Here is a 25782-nt window from a genome sequence, read left to right on the forward strand (position 1 = left end):
GAACCCTGTGACTTTAGTCATGGGAGGTTCAGGATAGATTAATAAGAATTAGTGGTACAGGTCTGTATAAATCAAAGATAAATGAAAGCGTTGTTACAGAAGGATTTATTTACGACAATGTTATACAGACAGGTCAAGAATTAGTCGTATTGGATATATGTGATAATCAGCTTTGTATAGAATGTTCCCATTACATGAAATGCCTAAATAAAGTAATAATAGCAGTTCCAATAAAGTATAATAATCGAACTATAGGAGTAATTGGTGCTATTAGCACAGATAAAACTAAAAAAGTAGAAATAAGTGCAAAAATAGATAATTATTTAAAATTTGTCAATCATATATGCGATTTAATTTCTATGAAGATAGAAGAGCATGAAGCATCAAAAAATAGCAGTAGAAAAATGAATATGATGATAGAAATCATTGAAAATGTTGAAAAAGGCGTTATAATACTAGACATAAATAGCAAAATATCTTATATAAACAATATAGCTCTAAAAAAATTAGATATAGAGAAAGATATAATAGAAAATATAGTAAATATAGTATCTGTTGAATCTTCCTCAAATGGACATGAATTACTAGAAATTGATATTGATAACAAGATTTATAATATAAATGCCAAAATAATTCCTGTATATCCATATATAAATCAATACGACAAGATAATCATATTTGACAAGACATATATCAATCATAAAGGACATGGAAAAGTGAATAGTGGCTGGGGAAATAGTGATATAGAGTCCATAATTGGAAATTCAGAAGCAATGTTAAAAGTAAAAGAGAGAACTAAGAAATTAGCAAAATCAAATTCAACTGTCCTAATAACTGGTGAAAGTGGTACAGGTAAAGAGTTAATTGCTAGAGCCATACATGCTGAAGGTAGTAGGTGGAACAAGCCCTTTATTGCGATAAACTGTGCTGCTATTCCAGAAAACCTTCTTGAAAGTGAGTTATTTGGCTATATAAAAGGTGCATTTAGTGGAGCTAGTAGTGGAGGTAAAGTGGGGAAATTTGAACTTGCAAATGAAGGTGTTATATTTCTTGATGAAATGGGAGATTTGTCAATGCCTTTACAAGCAAAGTTACTTAGAGTTTTACAAGAGAGAAAATTTGCGAGAATTGGGTCAAATAAACTTATAGATTTAGATATAAGAGTAATTGCTGCTACAAATAAAAATTTATTGAAATTAGTAAATGAAGGTAAGTTTAGGGATGATTTATACTATAGATTAAATGTAATTCCTATAAATTTGCCACCTCTTAGGGAAAGAAAGGATGATATTGAATCAATAATGATGAAGTTTGCTTCTAAATATTCTTTAGAATTAGGTATTCAATTGAATAAAATAGAAGAAAATGTAATGAATATGTTGATTAACTATAATTGGCCGGGAAATATAAGAGAACTAGAAAATGCAGTTGAATATATGATGAATTTGGTTGGAGATGATGGAATAATATACAAAGATATGCTTCCATTAGATATTTTGAACTATTATGATATTAATGGAAATGGCCATAAAGATAAAAATATAGATATAACATTTGAAAGCGATATAGTTGAAGGGATAGTAGAGAACCAAGAAAAGATACTTTCAATTAAAGAATTAGAGTTGACTTACATAAACAAGTTGTTGAATAAGTATGGAAGAGATACAAAGACAAAGAAGAAAATAGCAAAAGACTTAGGTATAGGTCTGGCTACATTATATAGAAAGTTGGAAGAAGAACAGCAGTAATATAATAGAACATCAAAATGATAAGTATTTATATATTTCTTTGGACTGATATACTAACTAGAGTAGATATTCTTATGAATTTCAAAATAGGGCAGGATGAAAAAGGAAATAAATCTATAAAAAATATAAAGTACTTCTATAAATTTATAGAGTTTATACATAAGAAGGTTATAGCCATACATTTATAGAAAGTAAAAATAGTAATATATCTGACAAAACAATAGACATATAAAGAATAAGAGCATAATAAAGGAAAAATTAAAATAAAGAAACGGTTTCTCGAATTGATAATTCTCGTATTGATAAAAATTTCCCAATATGAGAATTTTTTCTTTTATAAATCTTATTTTTCACATTCAAAATTTATAAAATTTAAAGAAATTTTATAAAAGTATGTAATTCCAACATAAAAAAATTGTTTTTAGAATAAATAATATTGGCATAGTAATTGCTTTACTATAAAGACACAAAGATAAAAAATTAATAATGACATCGAAAAATTTGAAAGGGGAATATAAAATAAATGAGAGAAATAAAATGGAAATTAAATAACTTACCTAAATCAGAGGAAAAAGAAAAAGGGATTGAATTTTTAAGAGATGAAGAAATTGCAAAGGCTAAAGCTTTCCATGAGAGCTTTCCACAATATGAAAAGACTCCTTTAGTTAAATTAGATAACTTAGCAAAATCACTAGGAGTAAGCGGAATATATGTAAAAGACGAATCTTACAGATTTGGATTAAACGCATTTAAAGTTTTAGGTGGTTCTTATTCTATGGGTAGATACCTAGCTCAAAGATTAGATACAGATATATCTGAGTTAGGATATGATAAATTAACTTCAAAAGAAATAAAAGAAAAATTAGGAGAAATAACTTTCTTTACAGCTACAGATGGAAATCATGGTAGAGGAGTTGCTTGGACAGCCAATAAATTAGGTCAAAAATCTGTCGTATTAATGCCAAAAGGTTCTTCTGAATTCAGATTAAATAAAATCAAAGGAGAAGGTGCAGATGCTAGTATAACAGACTTAAACTATGATGATGCAGTAAGATTAGCTAATGATTACGCAGAAGCTGATGACCACGGAGTAATGGTTCAAGATACAGCTTGGGACGGATATGAAGAAATACCAGCATGGATAATGCAAGGCTATGGAACTATGGCTAAAGAAGCCATAGAACAATTAAAAGAATATGGAGTAGACAGACCAACACACGTATTTGTGCAAGCAGGAGTTGGTTCACTTGCTGGTGCAGTTCAAGGATATGTTGCTTCAATATATGATGAATGCCCAATAACAGTAGTAGTAGAAGCTGATGAAGCTGATTGTTACTATAAATCAGCAGAAGCAGGAGATGGAAAACCAAGATTTGTTGGAGGAGATATGCCAACTATAATGGCAGGTCTTGCTTGTGGAGAGCCAAACACTATAGGGTTTGAAGTGTTAAAAAATTATTCATCAGCATTCGTTTCAGCACCAGACTGGGTATCTGCTAAAGGTATGAGAATACTAGGAAATCCTCTAAGAGGAGATGAGAAAGTAATCTCTGGAGAATCTGGAGCAGTTACAACTGGAGCATTAGTTTCAATACTTGAAAGTGAAGATTTAAAAGATTTAAGAGAAGCTTTAAAACTAGATGAGAACTCTAAAGTATTATTAATAAGTACAGAAGGAGATACTGACCCTGACAAATATAAAGATATAGTTTGGAATGGTGAGTGCCAAAGTAAATAAAAGACTTAAGTAAAATAAAAACTTAATAAGTAAAATAAAAACTTAAGCAAATGAAAAACTCAAAATAAAAACCAAATAAAACTAAACAAAATTAAAATAAAGTCTAAATAAAAGTTTAATAAATAAAATATAAAGAAGTAAAAAATCAATAGATTAAGTGAAATATGAATAAATTAAAAAAGTGAAATATCAAAGTAAAACATCAACAAATTAAAAATTATATGGGGGAATATCAAAATGTTAAATGAAATAAGAAAAAAACAATTAACTGAAGTATGCCAAGATTTAATAAGAAATGCTAGTTATTCAGGTCAAGAAGAAAATGTAGTAAAAGCAATAGAAGAGAATTTTGCTTTACTAGGTTTTGATAGCTGGTCAAGAGATAGATATGGAAATATAGTAGGATGTATAAAAGGAAACAAACCAGGTAAAAAAATATTATTTGATGGACATATAGACACAGTTCCAGTTCCAGATGCAAGTAAGTGGAGTGTTCCTCCTTTTGAAGCAAGAATAGTAGATGGAAAAATATATGGTAGAGGAACTTCTGATATGAAGGGGCAAGTAAGTGCTATGATGGCAGCTGTTTCATACTTTGCAGAAGATACTAACAAAGACTTTGAAGGTGAATTATATGTAGCAGGTGTTGTTCACGAAGAAATATTTGAAGGAGTTTCAGCTAGAGAAATAAGTAAGGCTGTTCAACCTGATTATGTTGTAATAGGTGAATCTTCAGAATTAAACTTGAAGATTGGTCAAAGAGGTAGAGGGGAAATAGTAGTAGAAACTTTTGGTAAACCAGCTCACTCTGCTAATCCAGAAAAAGGTGTAAATGCAGTTTATAAAATGGCTAATGTAATCCAAAAGATACAACAATTAGTACCTCCAACTCACCCAGTTTTAGGTGATGGAATACTAGTTTTAACAGATATAAAATCTTCTCCATATCCAGGAGCTTCAGTAGTACCAGATTACTGTAAAGCTACTTTTGACAGAAGATTATTAGTTGGAGAAACAAGAGAAGGAGTATTAGCTCCAATACAAGCATTATTAGATGAAATGATGAAAGAAGACCCAGAATTAACTGCAAAAGTTTCTTATGCAGTTGAAAAAGCTGACTGTTATACAGGAAATACTATAGAAAGTGAAAGATTCTTCCCAGGTTGGTTATACGATGAAGAGGATGAATTTGTTCAAGCAGCATATAAAGGATTAAAAGAAGCTGGAATAGATTCAGAAATAACTCAATACTCATTCTGTACAAACGGAAGCCACTATGCAGGTGAGGCTGGAATAAGAACTATAGGATTTGGTCCTTCTAAAGAAAATCTTGCTCATACAATAGATGAGTATATAGAATTAGACCAATTGTTTAAAGGTGCAGAAGGATATTATGGTATATTAAAATCAGTTTATAAAAAATAATTAGGAGATGGTTTTGTGAGAACTTTAATAAAACATGGGCTTATAGTAGATGGAAGTAAAGCACCAGCATATGAAGGCGATATTTTAATAGAAAACGAGAAAATATTAAAAATATCACAGGATTTAAATGAAGAAGCTGACAAAGTTATAGATGCAAAAGGTAGAGTTATATGTCCAGGTTTCATAGATACTCATAGCCATTCAGACCTAGTGATTTTAGTTAATCCATATAATGAGGTAAAGATTAGACAGGGAATTACAACAGAAGTGTTGGGCCAAGATGGGATATCTATGGCCCCTCTACCTCAAGAACATATATCTTCTTGGAGAAAAAATTTAGCAGGCCTAGATGGTGAAAGTGATGAAATTGATTGGAAATATGAAACAACAGAGAATTATTTGAAAATGATGGATGACAATGGGGTAGGTTTAAATGAAACTTATTTAGTACCTCATGGAAACGTTAGAATGGAAGCAATGGGACTTGAAGATAGACCTGCTACTAAAGAAGAAATTCAAAAAATGTGTGAAATTACAGAGAGAGAGCTAAAAGCAGGAGCTATAGGATTGTCTACTGGACTTATATATATACCTTGTGCATACTCGTTGACAGAAGAAATTATAGAGATGTGTAAGGTTGTAGCAAAATATGATGGAGTATTTGTAGTTCACCAAAGAAGTGAAGCAGATACAATATTAACATCAATGGAAGAAATCATAGAAATTGGAAAACAATCAGGAGTAAAAGTTCATTTTTCACACTTTAAGGTTTGTGGTAAATCAAATTGGAAGTATATACCTCAAGTTATAGAGCTTTTAGAAAAAGCAGAAAAAGAAGGTATAAGAGTATCTTTTGACCAATATCCATATGCAGCAGGAAGTACAATGCTTGGAGTAGTTTTACCTCCTTGGGCACATTCTGGAGGAACTGATAAATTAATAGAAAGATTAAGTGATGAAAACGAAAGAGCAAAAATGAAAAAAGACATAGCAAATGGAATAGAAGGTTGGGATAATTTTATAGAGTTTGCTGGAATAGACCAAATATTTGTAACAAGCGTAAAAACAGAAAAGAATAAAGATACAATTGGTAAGAGCTTATTAGAAATTGGAAAAATGAGAGGAAAAGACCCATTAGATGCAACGTTTGATTTACTAAAAGAAGAAGAAAATGCAGTTGGAATGGTAGATTTCTATGGATTAGAAGAGCATATAATAGGATTCATGAAAAGAGATGAGCAAAATGTATGTACAGATGGTCTTTTAGCAGGTAAACCACACCCAAGAGCTTATGGTTCTTTCCCTAAAATACTAGGAAGATATGTTAGAGAGTTAAATGTACTAACAATTGAAGAAGCTGTTTATAAAATGACTAAAAAGGCAGCTACAAGCTTTAGTATAAAAGACAGAGGCGAGTTAAAAGAAGGATATTTTGCAGATATAGTTATATTTGACAAGGATACAGTTAGTGGATGTGATGATTTTATCGACTCTATGCAGTATCCTACAGGTATAGATTATGTAATTATAAATGGAAATTGTGTTGTTGAAGAAGGAAAATACAATAAAATTAAAGCAGGAAAAGTACTTAAAAATTAAATCTTAGCTTTAAGGAGGAATAAATTTATGATTTTAGTGGGGAATGGGAGGCTAATAAGCCAAGATTCTTTAAATCCCTATATGGAAGATGGATGTGTAGTAATAAATGATAATCTAATTGAAGATATAGGTACTACAGAGGAAATGAAAGCGAAATATCCAGTACATGAATTTATAGATGCAGGCAAGAAAATAATCATGCCTGGTCTAATAAATTCACATATGCATATATACAGCTCATTTGCTAGAGGAATGGCAGTTCCAGGAAAACCTTCTGAGAATTTTTTAGAAATATTAAACAATTTATGGTGGAGACTTGATAAACAGCTTACACTAGAAGATACAAAATACAGTGCATATGCAACTTATATAGAATGTATAAAAAATGGTGTAACAACAGTTTATGACCATCATGCAAGTCCAAATGCAATTGAAGGAAGTTTGTTTACAATATCAGATGTTGCAAAGGATTTGGGAATTAGAACATGCCTTTGTTATGAGGTATCTGATAGAGATGGTGGAGATACAATACAACAAGGTATCAATGAAAACGTAAACTTTATAAAATATGCTCAAAAAGATGATACAGACATGATAAAAGGAATGTTTGGTCTTCATGCTGCGTTTACGTTGTCTGATGACACATTAAATAAATGTGCTTCAGAAATGGCTGGTCTTGATACAGGCTACCATGTACATGTTGCTGAAGGGTTAGCAGACCTACAATATAATGTAGATAAATATGGAAAAAGGGTTTTAGAAAGATTCGATGATTTTGGTGTACTAAAAGAAAAAACAATAGCAGTTCATTGTATATATATAAGTACAGATGAAATCAGTCTTTTAAATAAAACAAATACATTTGTAGTTCACAATCCAGAATCTAATATGGGAAATGCAGTTGGATGTTCTCCTGCAATAGAGCTACTAAAAAGAGATGTTACAGTAGGTCTAGGGACTGATGGATATACTAGTGATATGTTTGAATCATTAAAAGTTGCCAATATAATTCACAAACATCACTTAAGTGACCCAAGAGTTGGATTTGAAGAATCACAAACAATGTTATTTGATAACAATAGAAAAATAGCAAAGGCTTATTATAAAAATGACTTAGGAGTACTTAAAAAAGGTGCTTATGCAGATGTTATAGTAGTTGATTATATACCGCATACTCCATTGACAGAAAACACAATAGGGGGACACACTATATTTGGAATGAGTGGAAGAAGTGTAGACACAACTATTATAAACGGAAAAGTACTTATGAAAGATAGAAAGTTAGTAAACATAGATGAAGAAAGTATTCTAGCTAAAAGCAGAGAATTAAGTCAAAATCTATGGAATAGAATCTAAATAATTGATATTAACATACAAGTAAGAAACGAGAATTTAGATGTTAAAAACAGAGCTTAGACAAAAGTAGAATTTAAATGAAGTATATAAATAAAAAATATATGGAATAGAATATTAAATTAAATATAGAAGGGAGACCCAAAATGTCTCAAGATAAAAGCCCTAAAATAGCTCCAGTAGATGAAAGGTTACCTGTATCTAAATCTTGGGTATTTTCACTACAGCACGTTTTGGCAATGTGTGCAGGAGCAGTAGCAGTTCCTATGATGATTGGAAGTGCTGCACGACTAGATCATGCTAGTATTGTTTTTTTAATAAATGCTTGCTTGTTTATGGCAGGTATAGGAACACTCATACAAAGTGTTGGTATAGGAAATATTGTAGGTGCTAAAATACCAGTAATAGAAGGAACTAGTTTTGCCGCTGTGGCAGGTATGACAGCAATAGCCTCATCATATAGTGATTCTCAAGTTGCAATACAAACAGTGTTTGGCTCCGTAATAGTAGCTGGATTGTTTTGTATACTACTTGCTCCAGTATTTGAAAAACTAATAAGATTTTTCCCTAGTGTAGTTACTGGAACAGTTGTTATGGTAATAGGTATTTCACTATTTCCAGTTGGGATAAAGTGGATAACTGACAATAAATTGGAAGCGGTTGAACCAAACTCATTAGCATTAGCTTTAGCAGTATTGGCAATAACTTTACTTTCATTTAAATTCTTAAAAGGAATTTGGAATAGTACAGCTATATTGGTAGGTATAGTACTTGGTACGCTACTTTCCATGGCAGTTGGAATGGCAGATTTTAGTGCAGTAAATGGAGTTGGTTGGCTTAATTTAAATATACCTTTAAAATTTGGAATGCCTAGATTTGAACTATCTGCAATACTGTCACTGTGTTTGATTATGTTAGTACTTATGACAGAGTCAGTTGGTAATATGATAGCTATCCATGAAATGGTAGACAAAGAAGTAACAGGTAAAAATATTAAAAGAGGTCTATTTGGAGATGGAATATCTACAGCTTTATCTGGAATATTCAATTCATTTCCAATAACTCCATTTGGTCAAAATACAGGAATAGTAGGTCTTACAGGTATAAAATCAAGATTTATAGCAGTTTATGCAGGGGTCATATTACTAGTACTTGGTTTCTTACCAAAATTTGCAGCAATAATAGGAGCAATCCCTAAGCCTGTTCTTGGAGGCGTAGGATTTGCAATGTTTGGAATGGTAATGGTTGGAGGAGTAAAAACTTTAAGTAAAGTAAAATTTGACGGAACTAAAAATGGGGTTATAGTAGCAGTTAGTGTTGGTTTGTCTATGATACCACTAACAAATCCTGATTTTTATCATAATTTTCCAACTTGGGTACAAACAATATTCCATAGTGGAATAACAACAGGTAGTTTATCAGCAGTAATTTTAAATATATTCTTCAATGAACTAGGTTCTAAAAAAGAAAAAAATAATAAAGTTGAAAAAGCAAAGTAAAAATGAGAAAGTAAATAAAGAACAAATACAAATAAAAGAATACAGTCTAAATATTAAAAATATTTAATTTAAGGGAGAGATAATAATATGGCTAATTTAAAAGTTAATTTATATGGAATGGAATTCTTAAATCCAATTATGACAGCAGCAGGTCCTGGAGCAAAAGATGGTGCTCTCTGTCAAGATGCAGCAAAAGGTGGAGCAGGAGCTATATGTACAAAAACTATATCTGTATTACCAGCAGATGTACCAAGACCATGTATGGCAAAAACTAATAGTGGTTTCTTAAATACAGAATTATGGTCAGAGCTTCCAAAAGAGCAATGGATAGAGGAAGAATACAAAAAAGTAAAAGAAACAGGTCTTCCAGTAATAGTAAGTATGGGATATTCAGCAGAGCAAATAGCTGAAGTTGCTCCTTTAGTAAAACCTTATGCAGATGCAGTTGAATTATCTACTCATTATGTAGGTACAGATGTTGCACCAATAGTAAATGCCTTAAAAGCTGCAAAAGCCGTTTTAGATGTACCAGTATTTATGAAAATGAGTCCTCATACTGATATTCAAACTATTGCAAAAGCTGTTGAAGAGGCAGGTGCAGATGGCCTTGTAATGATAAACTCATTTGGACCATGTATGGCAATAGATGTAAATACAGGATACCCTATAATGGGAAGTAAAGCTGGATACGGATGGTTATCAGGTGCTCCAATAAGACCTCTAGCAATAAGATGTATATATGAAGCTTCTCAAGTTGTAAATATACCAATAATCGGTGTTGGTGGAATTACTTGTGGAAAAGATGTAGCTGAAATGATGATGGCTGGAGCAAGTGCTGTTCAAGTATGTACAGAAGCAATTCTTAAAGGTCCTTCTATCTATGGAAAAATGGCTAAAGAGTTAAATGAATTCTTAGATGAAAATGGATATGCTGATGTTAATGAAATAAAAGGATTAACTCATAAGAAAATGGCAGCTAGAGGATTTAGAACTCATTCAGTAGCTCCAGTTGTAGATGATAATAAGTGTATCAAATGTAAGCAATGTGTAACAAGCTGTGTGTATGAAGCCTTAGAAGTTACAGATAAATTAAATATAGATGCAGATAAGTGTTTTGGATGTGGATTATGTGTAACTAGATGTCCAAAAGGAGCTTTAAGTATTTGCTACAATCAAGTAGAAGCTGTAAGTGAATAATATTATATAGAAATTTAATAATTAACTTAGAGTAATAGATATATTAGGATAATAAAATATATTAGATAAGCAAGTATTATATTTTAATAATACAACATGAAGTTAATAATTTTATTACGTTGATTTAACTAAACATTAGTTTAACTAAATATTAATTTAATTAGATATTGGTTTAATCTAAATATAGATTTACTGTGTATAAATGCAATAGTCAAATTACTTTAAGTTAATTTCTTCAGATAAAATAAATTGATACGTTATAAGTAAGGTGGAGTCTATATGGGAATTGTTTTAAAAGGTGGGAAAGTAGTAACAAGTGAAAAAACTTACTGTGCAGATGTAAGAATAGAAGATGAAAAAATAGTCGATATAGGTATTGATATATCAAAAGAAAATGATGAAATAGTCGATGTTAGTGATTCTTATGTTATACCAGGAGGTATAGATACACACACTCATTTTGACTTAGATACAGGGGTTACTAAGACAGCAGATAACTTTGAGACAGGAACAAAAGCTGCTATAGTCGGAGGAACTACTACTATATTGGATTTTGCTACACAAGCTAAGGGATGTTCTTTAAAAGAAGGATTAGAAGAATGGCATGAAAAAGCTAGGGGTAAATCCTACTCAGATTATGGTTTTCACATGGCTATAACAGACTGGAATGACTCAGTTTGTAATGAAATGGAAGATATGGTTAAAGAAGGAGTATCTTCATTTAAATTGTATATGGCATATAAAGGAAGCCTTCAAGTTGATGATGGTGTTATATTTGAAGCTTTGAGAAAAGCAGAAGAGATAGGCGGGATTATTGGATTCCATTGTGAAAATGGGGACATAATATGTGAACTTGTGGATAAGGCAAAGGCAGAAAATAATCTATCTCCAAAATATCATCAATTAACTAGACCAGCTATACTGGAGGCAGAGGCTACTTCAAGACTTATGAAGATAGCTGAAGTTGCAAACTCTAAGGTGTATGTTGTTCATCTAAGCTGTAAAGAATCCTTGGATGAGGTTATAAAAGCCAAGCAAAGAGGTGTGGATGTAATGGTTGAAACTTGTCCTCAATACCTTCTATTAAATGATGAATTATATGATTTAGATGGATTTGAAAGTGCTAAGTATGTAATGTCACCACCTCTAAGAAATAAAGAAAATAATGAAATATTATGGAATGCAATTTCAAATAATCAAATAGATACTATAGGAACAGACCATTGTTCTTTTAATTATAGGGGACAGAAGGAACTTGGAATAAACGATTTCAGTAAGATACCAAATGGTTCTCCAGGTGTAGAACATAGGATGAGTCTTTTATACACATATGGAGTATATAAAAATAAAATATCTATTAACAAGATGGTAGAAGTAACATCAACTAATGCAGCAAAGTTATTTGGAATGTATCCTAATAAAGGAACTATAGAAATAGGTAGTGATGCAGATATATTAGTTTTAAATCCAAATAAGAAATCTAAAATAGAATCAAAAAAACAATTTCAAAATGTAGATTATACACCTTATGAAGGGTATGAAGTTGATTGTCAAATAGAACATGTTTATTTAAGAGGAAAAGAAGTAGTTAGAGAGGGAGAATTAATCTGTAATACTCCAAGTGGGAGATATATAAATAGGCGTCTAACAAAGGGGGCTAGAGAATGGTAGAATTTATATTAAATGGAAAGAAAGTTGTTGCAAAAGAAGGCAAAAAACTTTTAGACTTCCTTAGAGAAGATATGAATATAACTTCAGTTAAAAATGGATGTTCAGAAGGTGCTTGTGGAACATGTATGGTTATAATAGATGGTAAAGCGACTAAAGCATGTGTATTTAAAACTGATAAATTAGCCGGGAAAAACATAACAACTATAGAAGGATTATCAGAGAGAGAAAGAGATGTTTTTGCATATTCTTTTGCTAGCCAAGGAGCTGTACAATGCGGATTTTGTATTCCAGGTATGGTAATTAGTTCAAAAGCACTTATAGACGTTAATAATAATCCTACTGAAGATGATATAAAGAAAGCTTTAAAAGGTAATATATGTAGATGCACAGGGTATGTAAAAATAATTAAGGCTGTAGATTTAGCAGCAAAGATTTTTAGAGAAGATATAGATGTACCAAAAGTAAACTGTAAAGGTCTAGTAGGTGAAAATCTTCCTAGAGTTGATGCAGTAGGTAAAACACTTGGATATTCTGAATATGTAGATGATATGAGAATTGAGGGTATGATTTATGGTTCAGCAGTTAGAGCTAAATATCCTAGAGCTTTAGTTAAAAAAATAGATGTAGAAGAAGCAAAAGCTTATCCAGGAGTTGTTGCAGTTCTAACAGCTAAAGATATTCCAGGAACTATAAAAGTGGGTCACTTAAAGAAGGATTGGGACACTTTAATACCAGAAGGTGAGATAACTAGATACTTAGGAGATGGAATAGTCTTAGTAGCAGCAGAAACTAGAGAAGCGCTAGAGGAAGCAAAAAAGCTAGTTAAGATAGATTATGAGGAATTAACACCATTAAGTACTACAGAAGATGCTCTTAGAGAGGATGCTCCAAAGATACATGAAACAGGTAATATACTTGTGAAGGAGCACTTAGTAAGAGGAGATGCTGAGGAAAAGATAAGAAATTCAAAATATGTTGTAACTAAGAGATATACTACACCTGCTACAGAACACGCATTTTTAGAGCCTGAATGTGCAGTAGCTGGTCCTTATGAAGAAGATGGAGTAATAATCTATTCAACAGACCAAGGAGTATTTGCTACTCAACATGAATGTGCAGACATGTTAGGGTTACCATATGAGAAAGTAAGAGTTATAAATAAAATGGTAGGCGGAGGCTTTGGTGGAAAAGAAGACATGAGTGTTCAACACCATGCAGCATTACTTGCATACCATACTAAGAGATTTGTAAAAGTACAGTTAACAAGAAAAGAAAGTATTATTGTTCATCCAAAACGACATGCCACAGAAATGGAATTTACGACAGCATGTGATGAAAATGGATATTTAACAGGTATGAAAGCAACAATAATATCTGATACAGGTGCATATGCCTCTCTTGGAGGACCAGTACTACAAAGATTGTGTACTCATGCAGCTGGACCATACAACTATCAAGATATTGATATAACAGGAACAGCAGTGTATACTAATAACCCTCCTGGAGGAGCATTTAGAGGTTTTGGCGTTACACAGAGTTGTTTTGCAACAGAATGTAATCTAAATTTACTTGCTGAAATGGTTGGAATATCACCTTGGGAGATAAGATATAAAAATGCAATAAGACCTGGGCAAGTTTTACCAAATGGTCAATTTGCAGATGAAGGAACAGCAATGACAGAAACGCTAGAAGCTGTAAGAGAAGAATATGAAAAGCATCCACGTGTAGGCATAGCTTGTGCAATGAAAAATAGTGGTGTTGGAGTTGGTATACCTGATGTTGGAAGATGTAGATTAGTGATAAAAGATGGAAAAGTTCATATAAGAACAAGTGCTTCTTGTATAGGTCAAGGTCTTGGTACTGTCGTGACTCAAGTAGTTTGTGAAACTACTAACTTACTTCCTGAAAATATAGTTCATGAAGTTCCAGATACTCATTTAACACCAGATTCTGGTAATACTACAGCTTCAAGACAAACAGTATTTACAGGAGAAGCTACTAAAGTTGCATCAAATAAATTAAAAGAAGCTTTAGACTCTGGAAAAACTTTACATGATTTAGAGGGAGAAGAGTTTTACGGAGAATATGCAAGTGTCACAGATAAAATGGGTTGTGATAAAGAAAATCCAGTAAGCCATGTTGCTTATGGATACGCAACACAAGTTGTAATGCTAGATGAAAATGGAAAATTGGAAAAAGTAGTAGCAGCACATGACGTTGGAAAAGCTATAAATCCAATCAGTTTAGAAGGACAGATAGAAGGTGGAGTAGTCATGGGACTTGGATATGCTTTAACTGAAGACTACCCAGTAGTTAACTCTGTTCCAATAGCTAAATTTGGTACATTAGGTTTATTTAAGTCTACAGATATACCAGAAATACAAGCTGTAATAGTTGAAAAGAACAAAGATTTATTGGCTTATGGAGCAAAAGGTGTAGGAGAAATTTGTACAGTTCCTACTGCACCAGCAGTGCAAAATGCCTATTATGTATTTGATAAAGAATTTAGAACTGAACTACCACTACAAAATACTCCATATAGTAAAAAAAAGTAACAAAAAAAAGAAATATTAAATAAAAAAATAGATGAAATTGTAAATAAAAAAAACCCTTTTGCATAAGGTATATTTTAAATGATAGAATATACATATACAGGAGGGTTTTTCTTTTATAAAATAAGTTTAATAAAATTGAGAGGTGAGCAGAATGAATTTTAATAATAGTCTAGAGTTAACTCAGTCTCAGAAGCTAATAATGACTACACAACTTAAGCAATCATTATCAATATTAAATATGAGTAAGTTAGAATTAGAAGAAGAGATTAAAAAAGAAGCAGAGAATAACCCATTAGTTGAAGTCGAGAAAAGTGGGGAGATTAATTGGGAAGAATATATAAAAGACATGGATAGGTCAAGACGTTTAGACAGAACAGAGATAAGCTATAATCCTGATAATGAAGTTAATCTAGAAAATTTAGTTAAATATTCGTCAAATTTATATGAGGATTTAAAATTTCAGATAAGCCTGTATAAACTTACAGATAAAGAATTGGAAGTCTGTGAGTATATAATTGATAGTTTAGATGAAGATGGATATTTAAGAACTGAGGAAAAAGTAATTGTTGATACCTTAAAGATAGATGAAGAGCTTTTTGAAAAATGTTTGATTAGTGTTCAGCAGTTGGAACCTAGTGGAGTAGGGGCAAGAAGTCTTTCAGAATGTCTAATGATACAAATGGCTAGTTTGGGAATATATAATGAAATTTTAGAGGAAATCGTTACAAAAGACTTAAATTTAATTGCAAATAATAAATACAAAGAGATAAGTAAAAAGTACAATATGTCGCTACAAAAATGCGTTGAACTAATAAATATAATTAAGACATTAGACCCCAAGCCAGGAAGAACTTGTTCAGTAGAAAAAAGTGTATACATTCAACCCGATGTAACAGTAGAAAAAATTGATGATGAATTTATTGTATATTTAAATGAAAAAGATTCTTATCAAATAAGAATCAATAGTTATTATAAAGACATATTAAAAAATTCACAGTCTGATGAAAGTGCAAAAGAATTTATAAAAGAAAGACTAAATTCAGCAACAGGACTTATGAAAAATATAGAAAGTAGGAAAACTACAGTACTTAAGATTGCAGAAGAAATAGTAAAAGCTCAAGATGAATTCTTGAGAAAAGGGACAAAATATATAAAGCCTTTAAAAATGAAGGACATAGCAGAAAAGTTAAAATGTCATGAATCTACTATAAGTAGAGGTGTAAATGGTAAATATATGCTAACACCTTTTGGCGTATATGAATTTAGATACTTTTTCAGTAGTGCCATTGAAACTGAGAATAATGAAATGGCATCTAGTACAAGCATAAAAAAAATTATAAAGGAAACAATAAAAGACGAAAATAAAAAGAAACCTTTAAGTGATGACCATATATCTAAGTTACTAAAAGAAAAAGGAATCAATGTTGCAAGAAGAACAATTGCCAAATATCGTGAAGAATTAGGAATCCTATCTTCAAGTAAGAGAAAAGAATTCTAATAAGTAAAAGACAAATATCAGTATAGTAAGGGGAAAAGGCTAGTTAAAAGATGAATGTGAATTAGGCTAAAAATGTTATGAAATAAAATAATAAAATATTGAAAAATGTTAAAACGCTAGAAGGTATTCAAATACTAAAGAACATTAAATACTAAAAAATATTAAAATACTAAAATACTAAAGAAGATTAAAAAATTAGATAACATTAAAATTCATAAAGCGTTAAAATGCTAAAAATATTAAAAAACCATAGAATATTAAAATGTTAGAAAGAATTAAAAAATAGGGGAACATTAAATATAGTAGAAAATACTAAAAAACTAGAAAACATAATTAAATAATAGTTTGTAAAGAATAATTAAATATTAGAACAAGAAGAATACTGGGATAAATAAACTATTATTATTAAATTTAATAATTACAAAATGAAAAACACATAGAGTATAAATAAAATAAGAATATTAAATATAAATAAGATTAGCTAGAAATAAAATTAGTTAGAGATAAAATTATTATAACAAAAATATAAAAATATATATAAAAAGCCTTATATAAAAAAGAAAAAATACTGTACTTTGAAAATGGTGGAGAAATATTCTACAAAACAAAAAAATAAAAAAGTTTTTGAAAAACTATTGAAATCTATACGCAAATCCTATAAAATAAAAATATCTTGTGGGACTTAAATAAACACTAGGGACGAAAAAAGTCCCGAAAGAAAAGCAATAAGGAGTATGTTATGAAGAACTTATTAGAAATTCAAAAAAAATTGATTCCACAGGCAATTGAACTTATGGAAAGAAGATACTCTATTTTAAGACAAATATCTTTAAGTGAACCAATAGGTAGAAGAACCTTATCAAATGTATTAGAGATTAGTGAAAGAATAATCAGGTCAGAAACTGAGTTTTTAAAAGAACAAGAACTTATAGATGTAGCTGTATCTGGTATGACTATCACTAAAGAAGGTTCTGATTTGTTAGACAAACTTAAGGACATCATGAGTGACATCATGGGATTGTCTAAGTTACAAGATAGAGTCAGAGAAAAGCTTGGAATAAAAAAGGTAATACTAGTTCCTGGAAGCTGTGATGAAAATGGAAGTTTACTAAAAGATGTAACTAGATATGGATGTGAGTATTTCTTAAGTATTTTAAAAGATGGAGACATTGTTTCAATAACAGGTGGAAGCACTATGCTAGAGTTTTCAAACGTTATTAAAACTGATAAGAGATATCCAAACTCTACAATAGTACCAGCTAGAGGCAGTATGGGAACTGATGTAGAGATGCAATCTAATAGTATAGTTGCTTCAATAAGTAAGAAGTTACATTCTAATTGCAAACTTTTACATATACCAGATGAGTTGGACGAAAGTGCAATGAAAACTCTTAGCCTAGTGCCAGAGATTAAGACAACTTTGGAGTATATTAAAAGAACAGACATTTTAGTTTTTAGCATAGGTAGAGCTGATGTCATGGCAAAGAGAAGAAAACTTCCAGAAGATAAGGTTGATGAGATATTATCTAAAAATGCAGTTGGAGAAGCATTTGGATATTATTTCAACAAAGATGGAGAAATAGTTTATAAATTAAACACTGTTGGAATTGATTTAGAAACAGTTAAACAAGTAAAAGAAACTATTGCAATCTTTGCAGGCACTGAAAAAGTAGAAGCATTATTAGCTATATCAAATATGCATAAAAACATGGTTCTTGTAACAGATGAAGAAAGTGCTTATAAGATATTGTCATTATTATAAAAGTCAAGACCTAGCACAGAGCTAGAAAACATACATTTACTTTATAGGAGGTAGCGAAAATGGTTAAAGTAGCTATAAATGGATTTGGAAGAATAGGAAGATTAGCATTAAGAAAAATGATGGAGCAACAAGATAAGTTTGAAGTTGTTGCAATAAACGATTTAACAGACGCTAAAATGTTAGCTCATTTATTTAAATATGATACAGCTCAAGGAAGATTTAACGGAGAAATAGAAGTTAAAGAAGGCGCTTTTGTAGTAAACGGAAAAGAAATAAAAGTAACAGCAGAAAGAAATCCTGCAGACCTACCATGGGCTGAATTAGGAGTAGATATAGTATTAGAATGTACAGGATTCTTTACATCTAAAGACAAAGCTGAAGCTCATATACAAGCAGGAGCTAAGAAAGTTGTTATATCTGCACCAGCTACTGGAGATTTAAAAACAATAGTATTCAACACAAACAGTGACATATTAGATGGTTCTGAGACAGTTATATCAGGAGCTTCTTGTACGACTAACTGTTTAGCTCCAATGGCTAAAGTATTAAACGATAAATACGGTATAGAAAAAGGATTAATGACTACTATACATGCATACACTAATGACCAAAATACTTTAGATGGTCCTCATCCAAAAGGTGATTTAAGAAGAGCTAGAGCTGCTGCTGGAAACATAGTTCCAAACACTACAGGAGCTGCAAAAGCAATCGGTCTAGTAATACCTTCATTAAAAGGAAAATTAGATGGGGCAGCACAAAGAGTACCAGTTGTAACTGGCTCAATAACTGAATTAGTTTGTACATTAGGAAAAAATGTTACAGTTGAAGAAATAAATGCAGCTATGAAAGAAGCTTCAAACGAATCTTTTGGATACACTGAAGAAATGTTAGTATCTTCTGACATAATCGGAATAAGCTACGGTTCATTATTTGATGCTACTCAAACAAAAGTTATGGAAGTAGATGGAAAACAATTAGTTAAAGTTGTTTCTTGGTATGATAATGAAATGTCTTATACTTCTCAATTAATAAGAACTTTAGGATACTTTGCACAATTAGCAAAATAGTCAGCTTTGAGAAAATAGAAAAGTAGATTGACAAAGTCCGAGTTTGTAGTTTAATACTATGGACTCTGGACTTTTTTTAAGAAAAAATATATAAAATACACCTAAATAATGTTACATACTATATATAAAAATATGATAATATGATATATTTAATAGGGTAAAAGTATGTACTATATTATACTTGGCAATAAAAAATTACTTTATTAAAAGGAGAGATATTTATGTCAATGCTTAACAAAAAAACTATAGAAGATATTGATGTGTGCGGAAAAAAAGTATTAGTAAGATGTGACTTTAATGTGCCATTACAAGATGGTGTAATTACTGATGAAAATAGATTGAACGGAGCTTTACCAACTATTCAATATTTAATTTCTAAAGGAGCAAAAGTTATATTATGCTCTCACTTAGGAAAGCCAAAAGGAGAAGCTAAACCAGAACTATCTTTAGCACCAGTGGCAAAGAGATTATCTGAAATGTTAGGTAAAGAAGTTGTATTTGCAGCAGACGACAATGTTGTAGGAGAAAATGCAAAGAAAGCAACTGAAAAAATGGAAAACGGAGATGTAGTATTATTAGAAAATACTAGATATAGAAAAGAAGAAACTAAAAATGAAGAAAACTTCTCTAAAGAGTTAGCTTCACTTGCTGAAATATTTGTAAATGACGCATTTGGTACTGCTCATAGAGCTCATTGTTCAACAGTTGGGGCAGGAGAATTTTTACAAGAAAAAGTTTGTGGATACTTAATTCAAAAAGAATTAAAATTTTTAGGAGAAGCTGTTGCAAATCCTGTAAGACCATTTACAGCTATACTTGGAGGAGCTAAAGTTTCTGATAAATTAGCTGTTATAAATGAATTATTAGAAAAAGTTGATAACCTAATAATAGGTGGAGGAATGGCTTATACATTCTTAAAAGCTCAAGGTTATGAAGTAGGAACTTCTTTACTTGAAATAGATAAAGTTGAATACGCTAAAGAAATGATGGAAAAAGCTAAAAATAAAGGTGTTAATTTATTATTACCAGTAGACGTTGTTATGGCAGACCACTTTGCACCAGATGCTACTCCAATAGTAACAGAAGATGCTAATGTAAAAGAAGATTATATGGGACTAGACATGGGACCTAAGACTATAGCAAACTTTGTAAAAACTATAAAAGAATCAAAAACTGTAGTGTGGAATGGACCAATGGGAGTATTTGAATTTGAAAACTTTGCAAATGGTACATTATCAGTAGCTAGAGCTATGGCAGAGTTAACTGATGCAACTACTGTAATTGGTGGTGGAGATAGTGCAGCGGCAGTTAATCAATTAGGATTTGGTGATAAGATGACTCACGTATCAACAGGTGGAGGAGCATCACTAGAATTTTTAGAAGGTAAAGAATTACCAGGTATTGCAGCATTAGATAATAAATAAACTAATATATAGAGGAGATTGTAAAATGAGAAAACCTATAATTGCAGGAAACTGGAAAATGCATAAAACAATAAAAGAAGCTTTAGAATTTGTAAATGAAGTTAAAGATAAAGTAAATTCTGATAAAGTAGAAGCTGTTATATGTGCACCATTTACTTTATTAAAGGATTTAAAAGAAGCTACTAAGGGTACAAATATAAAGATAGGTGCTCAAAATATGCACTTTGAAGAAAAAGGAGCATTTACAGGAGAAGTTTCACCTCTTATGTTAAAAGAAATAGATATGGACTATGTTGTAATAGGACATTCAGAAAGAAGACAGTACTTTAATGAAACTGATGAAACTGTAAATAAGAAAGTTTTAAAAGCTTTAGAAGTAGGAATAGACCCAATATTATGTGTTGGAGAAACTTTAGAACAAAGAGAAGCTGGAAAAACTAAAGATGTTTGTAGAGTTCAAGTTGAAAAAGCTCTAGAAAATGTTCTTAAAGATGATTTGGCAAAAGTAGTTGTTGCATATGAGCCAATCTGGGCTATTGGAACTGGTAAAACTGCAACTGCTGAAGATGCTAATGACGTTATATCTTATATAAGAGAAGTTATAAAAGGATTATATGGAGAATTAGCTAATGAAGTTAGAATACAATACGGTGGAAGTGTTAAACCTTCAAATGTAGCCGAAATAATGGGTCAAAGTGATATAGATGGAGCTTTAGTAGGTGGAGCTAGTTTAGCTAGTAATGATTACCTAGACCTTGTTAATTTCTAAGGAGTGAAATGATGAAAAAAACAGTTGCTTTAATTATTATGGATGGGTTTGGTTACAATAAGGATGTTAAGGGAAATGCAATTGCTGAATCCAAAACTCCTAATTTAGATAGAATAAAAAAAGAGTATCCAAACACATTGATAAATGCTAGTGGTCTTGATGTTGGTCTACCTGATGGTCAAATGGGAAATTCAGAAGTTGGTCATACTAACATAGGTGCAGGTAGAATAGTATATCAAGATTTAACTAGAATAACAAAATCTATAAAAGATGGTGACTTTTTTACTAATAAAGTTTTATGTGAAGCTATGGATAATGCAAAGGAACATTCTCTTCATGTAATGGGACTTTTGTCTGATGGAGGAGTACATTCACATATAGACCATCTTAAAGCTATAATCAAAATGGCAAAAGATAAAGGTGTAGAAAAGGTGTATGTTCATGCATTTACTGATGGTAGAGATACTGACCCTCAAAGTGCATTAGAATATGCTAAAGAAGTACAAGATAGTATGAATGAAATTGGAGTAGGAGAATTTGCTACAGTTTCTGGTAGATACTATGCTATGGATAGAGATAAGAGATGGGAAAGAGTAGAGCTTGCATACAATGCTATGGTTAGAGGTGTTGGTGAAAAAGCAACTTCTATTGAAGAAGCTATTCAAAACTCTTATGACGATGGAAAAAATGATGAGTTTATAATGCCAACAGTTATTATGAAAGATGATAAACCAGTTGGAAGTATAAAGGAAAATGATTCAATTATATTCTTCAACTTTAGACCAGATAGAGCTAGACAGATAACTAGAGCTTTAGTTTGTGAAGCGTTTGATGGATTTAAAAGAGAAGATATTAAAAACTTCTTTGTATGTTTAACAGAGTACGATATAACTATAGAGAATGTGCATATAGCATTTGGACCTCAATCTTTAGCCAACACTCTAGGTGAGTATCTAGCTAAAAATGGAAAAACTCAACTTAGAGCTGCTGAAACTGAAAAGTATGCACATGTAACTTTCTTCTTCAATGGTGGAGTAGAAGAGCCAAACAAAGGTGAAGAGAGATTATTAATACCTTCTCCAAAGGTTGCAACTTATGATTTAAAACCAGAAATGTCAGCATATGAATTGACAGATAAAGCTTTAGAGAAATTAGGAGAAGATAAGTTTGACTTTATAGTGTTAAACTTTGCAAATCCTGATATGGTAGGTCACACAGGAAGTATAGAAGCTGCTGTAAAGGCTGTTGAAACTGTAGACACTTGTGTAGGAAAATTGATAGATAAAATAGTAGAGTTGGGTGGAAGTGCAATAATAACTGCTGACCATGGAAATGCTGAATATATGTTAGACCCAGAAACAGGAAAGACTGTAACAGCTCACTCTATTAATCCAGTACCATTTATTGTAGTTGGTCAAGAGTATGAAAGTGCAAAATTATTGGATGGAGGAAGATTATCTGATATAGCACCAACTGTTTTGGATATGATGAATTTAGAAAAGCCAGAAGAAATGACTGGTCATTCACTTATTTTAAGATAACTGATTCTGATAAGTAGAGAATAAGATATAAACTACAATATAAATTTGAAAATAGCACAGTTTATATTTATTTTGTAAGGTCTAGACTTTATAACATAAGACTTAGATTTTGTAAGGTCTGCTATCGTAAAGTATAGATGCAAGTATATTTTATAAAGTTTACAAGATAGAGAATTTATAAAATATAAAAATTATAAGATAGATAATGATGTAAATAATAATAATTAATATATATTATATAAGCAAAAATTTTAGAATCATTAGTTGTACATTTTATGTTTAATGTTTTAAATCTAGTTATAATATTCGTGTATTGAAGATTGGTTTTGGATTTTAGACAAGTTTTTTTATATTATATAAATTAAAATATTATAAAAACAAAATAAAAATAGGAACTTTTACAAATTTACCCATCAAATAAATTTGTACCTAATTTTCAAAAACGACTTTATGTACTATAATATAGAAAGTAGATTAAAATAGTAGACGGATGTTTACAGTAAATGAAAATTTAACTAATAGAAAATCGAAGGGAGATATACAAATGTCAGTTATTGAATTAGTATATGCTAGAGAAGTATTAGACTCAAGAGGAAATCCAACTGTAGAAGTTGAAGTAGTATTAGAAGATGGAGCAATGGGAAGAGCAATAGTTCCATCAGGAGCATCTACAGGAGCTTTTGAAGCTGTTGAATTAAGAGATGGAGATAAGGGAAGATACTTAGGAAAAGGTGTAGAAACAGCTGTTGCTAATGTAAATGAAATAATAGCACCAGAAATAGAAGGAATGGATGCATTTGACCAACCAGCTATAGATGCAATCATGATAGAATTAGATGGAACTCCAAACAAAGGTAAATTAGGAGCTAATGCTATATTAGGTGTTTCAATGGCAGTAGCTAGAGCAGCTGCTGATGAAATAGGTCTTCCATTATTCCAATATTTAGGTGGAGTAAATGCTAAACAACTACCTGTTCCAATGATGAACATATTAAATGGTGGAGAGCATGCTGATAATAACGTTGATGTTCAAGAATTCATGATATTACCAGTAGGAGCTTGTTGCTTTAAAGAAGGTTTAAGAATGGGAGCAGAAGTATTCCATTCATTAAAGAAAGTTTTAGGAGAAAAAGGATTAGCTTGTGGTGTAGGTGACGAAGGTGGATTCGCTCCAAACTTAGGTTCAAACAGAGAAGCTTTAGAATTAATAGTTGAAGCTATAACAAAAGCTGGATATAAGCCAGGTGAAGACGTTATGTTAGGTCTTGACGTTGCTGCTACAGAAATGTACAACAAAGAAACTAAAAAATACGTTTTAGCAGGAGAAGGAAAAGAGTTAACTGCTGCTGAAATGGTTGCTTTATATGAAGATTGGTCAAACAACTTCCCAATAATAACTATAGAAGATGGTTTAGACGAAGAAGATTGGGATGGATGGAAGTTATTAACTGAAAAATTAGGAAATAAATTACAATTAGTTGGTGACGACTTATTTGTTACAAATACAGAGAGATTAGAAAAAGGAATTGAAAATGGAGTTGCTAACTCTATATTAGTTAAAGTTAACCAAATAGGTACAATAACTGAAACTTTAGATGCTATAGAAATGGCTAAGAGAGCAGGATATACTGCTGTTATATCTCATAGATCAGGAGAAACTGAAGATTCTACTATAGCAGATTTAGCTGTTGCAGTAAATGCTGGTCAAATAAAAACTGGTGCTCCATCAAGAACTGATAGAGTTGCTAAGTACAACCAATTATTAAGAATAGAAGAAATGGTTGGAGAGCAAGCTAGATACTGTGGATTAAAATCTTTCTACAACTTAAAAAAATAGTTATTAAGATTAAAGAGATAGTATAAAAGGTTTAAGTTTGTCTTATATAAGGATAAGTGTTAGTTGATTTTTCAAGTCACTTATCCTTTTTCATATTTCATTCCATAATTTTATTCACAGATTTAGATAAAATACGAATAAAAGTTTTAATTTCATCTTTATCTAATTGGCATAAGATATTTTATTAAAAAAATAAATAAAAGTTCTAATATACTTTGATTTAATCATAATTGTATTAAAGTATTATTGCTAGAGATAGGTTATTATATAGATTATTTATTTTAAATTATGTTGATAATTCAGAGTTATACCTATATCTTAAAATAATCGTTTTACTTTGTTGGCTATTTATAATATATACAATGAGAGTAGATTATTTTAAGTGTCAATTTATGTGTTAATTTAAATAGTTTCATTTTCTAAATTTTGTTAGTTTTTATATTAAGAATATAGTAAGCAATTATATATTCTTTTTGTGTATGATTTATAACATAATGGTCTTGAAATGACTATATTATTGTGATACACTAAAGAGTAATGAAATTTAAGTAATAAACAGATAGGAGGGGCAAGAATGAGCAACATTTTAATGGGTGTGCAAGTAGTACTAGGGATTTTACTAGTAATTAGCATAATGCCTCAAGATTCAAAGAATGCTTTACCTTCAGAGTTTGGTGGAGAAGGAAGTCAAGCTTACTTTAAACCAAAAGGAAAACAAGCATTTCTTGCTAGAGTTACAAAGATAACAGCAGTATTATTTTTTATAAATGCATTGGCATTACTTATAGTTAAGAAGTAATGATATTGTTGAATAACTGGCCATTATTTAATTAGTGCATTTGCTATATATTTAAAAATTAAATTTAGTTTTTAATAAAAGTACGTAAAGTAAAGAGTACAAAACATAAAAACTGGACTGATAATTTTATATTGTTGGTCCAGTTTTTATGTTTAAGATTAAGTTAGATATTTATTAAGTTATGTATTTATAAATATTATCTTAAAAATATCCTATTTCAATATATTTAATTTTCTATTTTATTGATGCTTTTAATATATTTAATTTTTTATTTATTAATACTTTTAATATATTTAATGC

At 30.8% G+C, this 25782-nt stretch carries 18 protein-coding genes; all 18 read left to right on the top strand.

Features of this window, described 5'->3' with window-relative positions; all coding sequences use genetic code 11:
* Window positions 1-41: 41 nt before the first annotated feature.
* The 18 genes from KGF39_RS15180 to secG all read left to right on the top strand — a co-directional run bounded on the left by KGF39_RS15180 (window position 42) and on the right by secG (window position 25482).
* Complete coding sequence (locus KGF39_RS15180; protein WP_413927019.1) at window positions 42-1748, top strand: sigma 54-interacting transcriptional regulator; 1707 nt, start codon at window positions 42-44, stop codon at window positions 1746-1748.
* A 17-nt stretch (window positions 1749-1765) separates the two neighbouring features.
* Window positions 1766-1936 carry a hypothetical protein gene (locus tag KGF39_RS15185; protein ID WP_227822947.1) on the top strand — a complete coding sequence of 57 codons (171 nt, stop codon included), beginning with the start codon at window positions 1766-1768 and terminating at the stop codon, window positions 1934-1936.
* Between the two features lie 335 nt (window positions 1937-2271).
* Window positions 2272-3486 carry a diaminopropionate ammonia-lyase gene (gene dpaL, locus KGF39_RS15190; protein ID WP_227822948.1) on the top strand — a complete coding sequence of 405 codons (1215 nt, stop codon included), beginning with the start codon at window positions 2272-2274 and terminating at the stop codon, window positions 3484-3486.
* Window positions 3487-3723: 237 nt separating this feature from the next.
* Entirely contained in the window at window positions 3724-4911 is a 1188-nt protein-coding gene (locus KGF39_RS15195; protein WP_227822949.1) for a YgeY family selenium metabolism-linked hydrolase, read from the top strand.
* Between the two features lie 15 nt (window positions 4912-4926).
* Window positions 4927-6510 carry a D-aminoacylase gene (locus KGF39_RS15200; protein WP_107595212.1) on the top strand — a complete coding sequence of 528 codons (1584 nt, stop codon included), beginning with the start codon at window positions 4927-4929 and terminating at the stop codon, window positions 6508-6510.
* Window positions 6511-6537: 27 nt separating this feature from the next.
* Window positions 6538-7866, top strand: a complete 1329-nt coding sequence (gene ssnA, locus KGF39_RS15205) for a putative aminohydrolase SsnA (RefSeq protein ID WP_227822950.1) — start codon at window positions 6538-6540, stop codon at window positions 7864-7866.
* Between the two features lie 143 nt (window positions 7867-8009).
* Window positions 8010-9362, top strand: coding sequence for a nucleobase:cation symporter-2 family protein (locus KGF39_RS15210; RefSeq protein ID WP_227822951.1), 1353 nt, complete (start codon window positions 8010-8012; stop codon window positions 9360-9362).
* An 87-nt stretch (window positions 9363-9449) separates the two neighbouring features.
* Window positions 9450-10559, top strand: a complete 1110-nt coding sequence (locus KGF39_RS15215) for a 4Fe-4S binding protein (protein WP_227822952.1) — start codon at window positions 9450-9452, stop codon at window positions 10557-10559.
* A 279-nt stretch (window positions 10560-10838) separates the two neighbouring features.
* Window positions 10839-12230 carry a dihydropyrimidinase gene (gene hydA, locus KGF39_RS15220; protein WP_227822953.1) on the top strand — a complete coding sequence of 464 codons (1392 nt, stop codon included), beginning with the start codon at window positions 10839-10841 and terminating at the stop codon, window positions 12228-12230.
* Window positions 12224-14785, top strand: a complete 2562-nt coding sequence (xdh, locus tag KGF39_RS15225; RefSeq protein ID WP_227822954.1) for a selenium-dependent xanthine dehydrogenase — start codon at window positions 12224-12226, stop codon at window positions 14783-14785. The genes hydA and xdh overlap by 7 nt, the downstream gene beginning before the upstream one ends.
* A gap of 151 nt (window positions 14786-14936) precedes the next feature.
* Window positions 14937-16283 (top strand): RNA polymerase factor sigma-54, encoded by a 1347-nt coding sequence (rpoN, locus tag KGF39_RS15230; RefSeq protein WP_227822955.1) that lies wholly within the window; start codon window positions 14937-14939, stop codon window positions 16281-16283.
* Window positions 16284-17022: 739 nt separating this feature from the next.
* Entirely contained in the window at window positions 17023-18045 is a 1023-nt protein-coding gene (locus KGF39_RS15235; RefSeq protein ID WP_227822956.1) for a sugar-binding domain-containing protein, read from the top strand.
* Between the two features lie 59 nt (window positions 18046-18104).
* Window positions 18105-19112, top strand: coding sequence for a type I glyceraldehyde-3-phosphate dehydrogenase (gene gap / locus KGF39_RS15240; protein ID WP_003421962.1), 1008 nt, complete (start codon window positions 18105-18107; stop codon window positions 19110-19112).
* 221 nt (window positions 19113-19333) lie between these two features.
* Complete coding sequence (locus KGF39_RS15245) at window positions 19334-20536, top strand: phosphoglycerate kinase (RefSeq protein ID WP_227822957.1); 1203 nt, start codon at window positions 19334-19336, stop codon at window positions 20534-20536.
* 25 nt (window positions 20537-20561) lie between these two features.
* The gene (gene tpiA / locus KGF39_RS15250; RefSeq protein ID WP_003421957.1) at window positions 20562-21305 is read left to right on the top strand and encodes a triose-phosphate isomerase; all 744 of its coding nucleotides are present in this window, start codon (window positions 20562-20564) and stop codon (window positions 21303-21305) included.
* A gap of 11 nt (window positions 21306-21316) precedes the next feature.
* Window positions 21317-22846 carry a 2,3-bisphosphoglycerate-independent phosphoglycerate mutase gene (gene gpmI, locus KGF39_RS15255; RefSeq protein WP_413927094.1) on the top strand — a complete coding sequence of 510 codons (1530 nt, stop codon included), beginning with the start codon at window positions 21317-21319 and terminating at the stop codon, window positions 22844-22846.
* A gap of 544 nt (window positions 22847-23390) precedes the next feature.
* Window positions 23391-24683 carry a phosphopyruvate hydratase gene (gene eno, locus KGF39_RS15260; protein ID WP_009898301.1) on the top strand — a complete coding sequence of 431 codons (1293 nt, stop codon included), beginning with the start codon at window positions 23391-23393 and terminating at the stop codon, window positions 24681-24683.
* Between the two features lie 574 nt (window positions 24684-25257).
* Window positions 25258-25482: a preprotein translocase subunit SecG gene (gene secG, locus KGF39_RS15265; protein ID WP_003421948.1), complete on the top strand. Its 225-nt coding sequence runs from the start codon at window positions 25258-25260 to the stop codon at window positions 25480-25482.
* Window positions 25483-25782 lie beyond the last annotated feature (300 nt).

It is taken from the genome of Clostridioides sp. ZZV14-6345 (assembly GCF_020657775.1).
GTDB lineage: Bacteria > Bacillota > Clostridia > Peptostreptococcales > Peptostreptococcaceae > Clostridioides > Clostridioides difficile_D.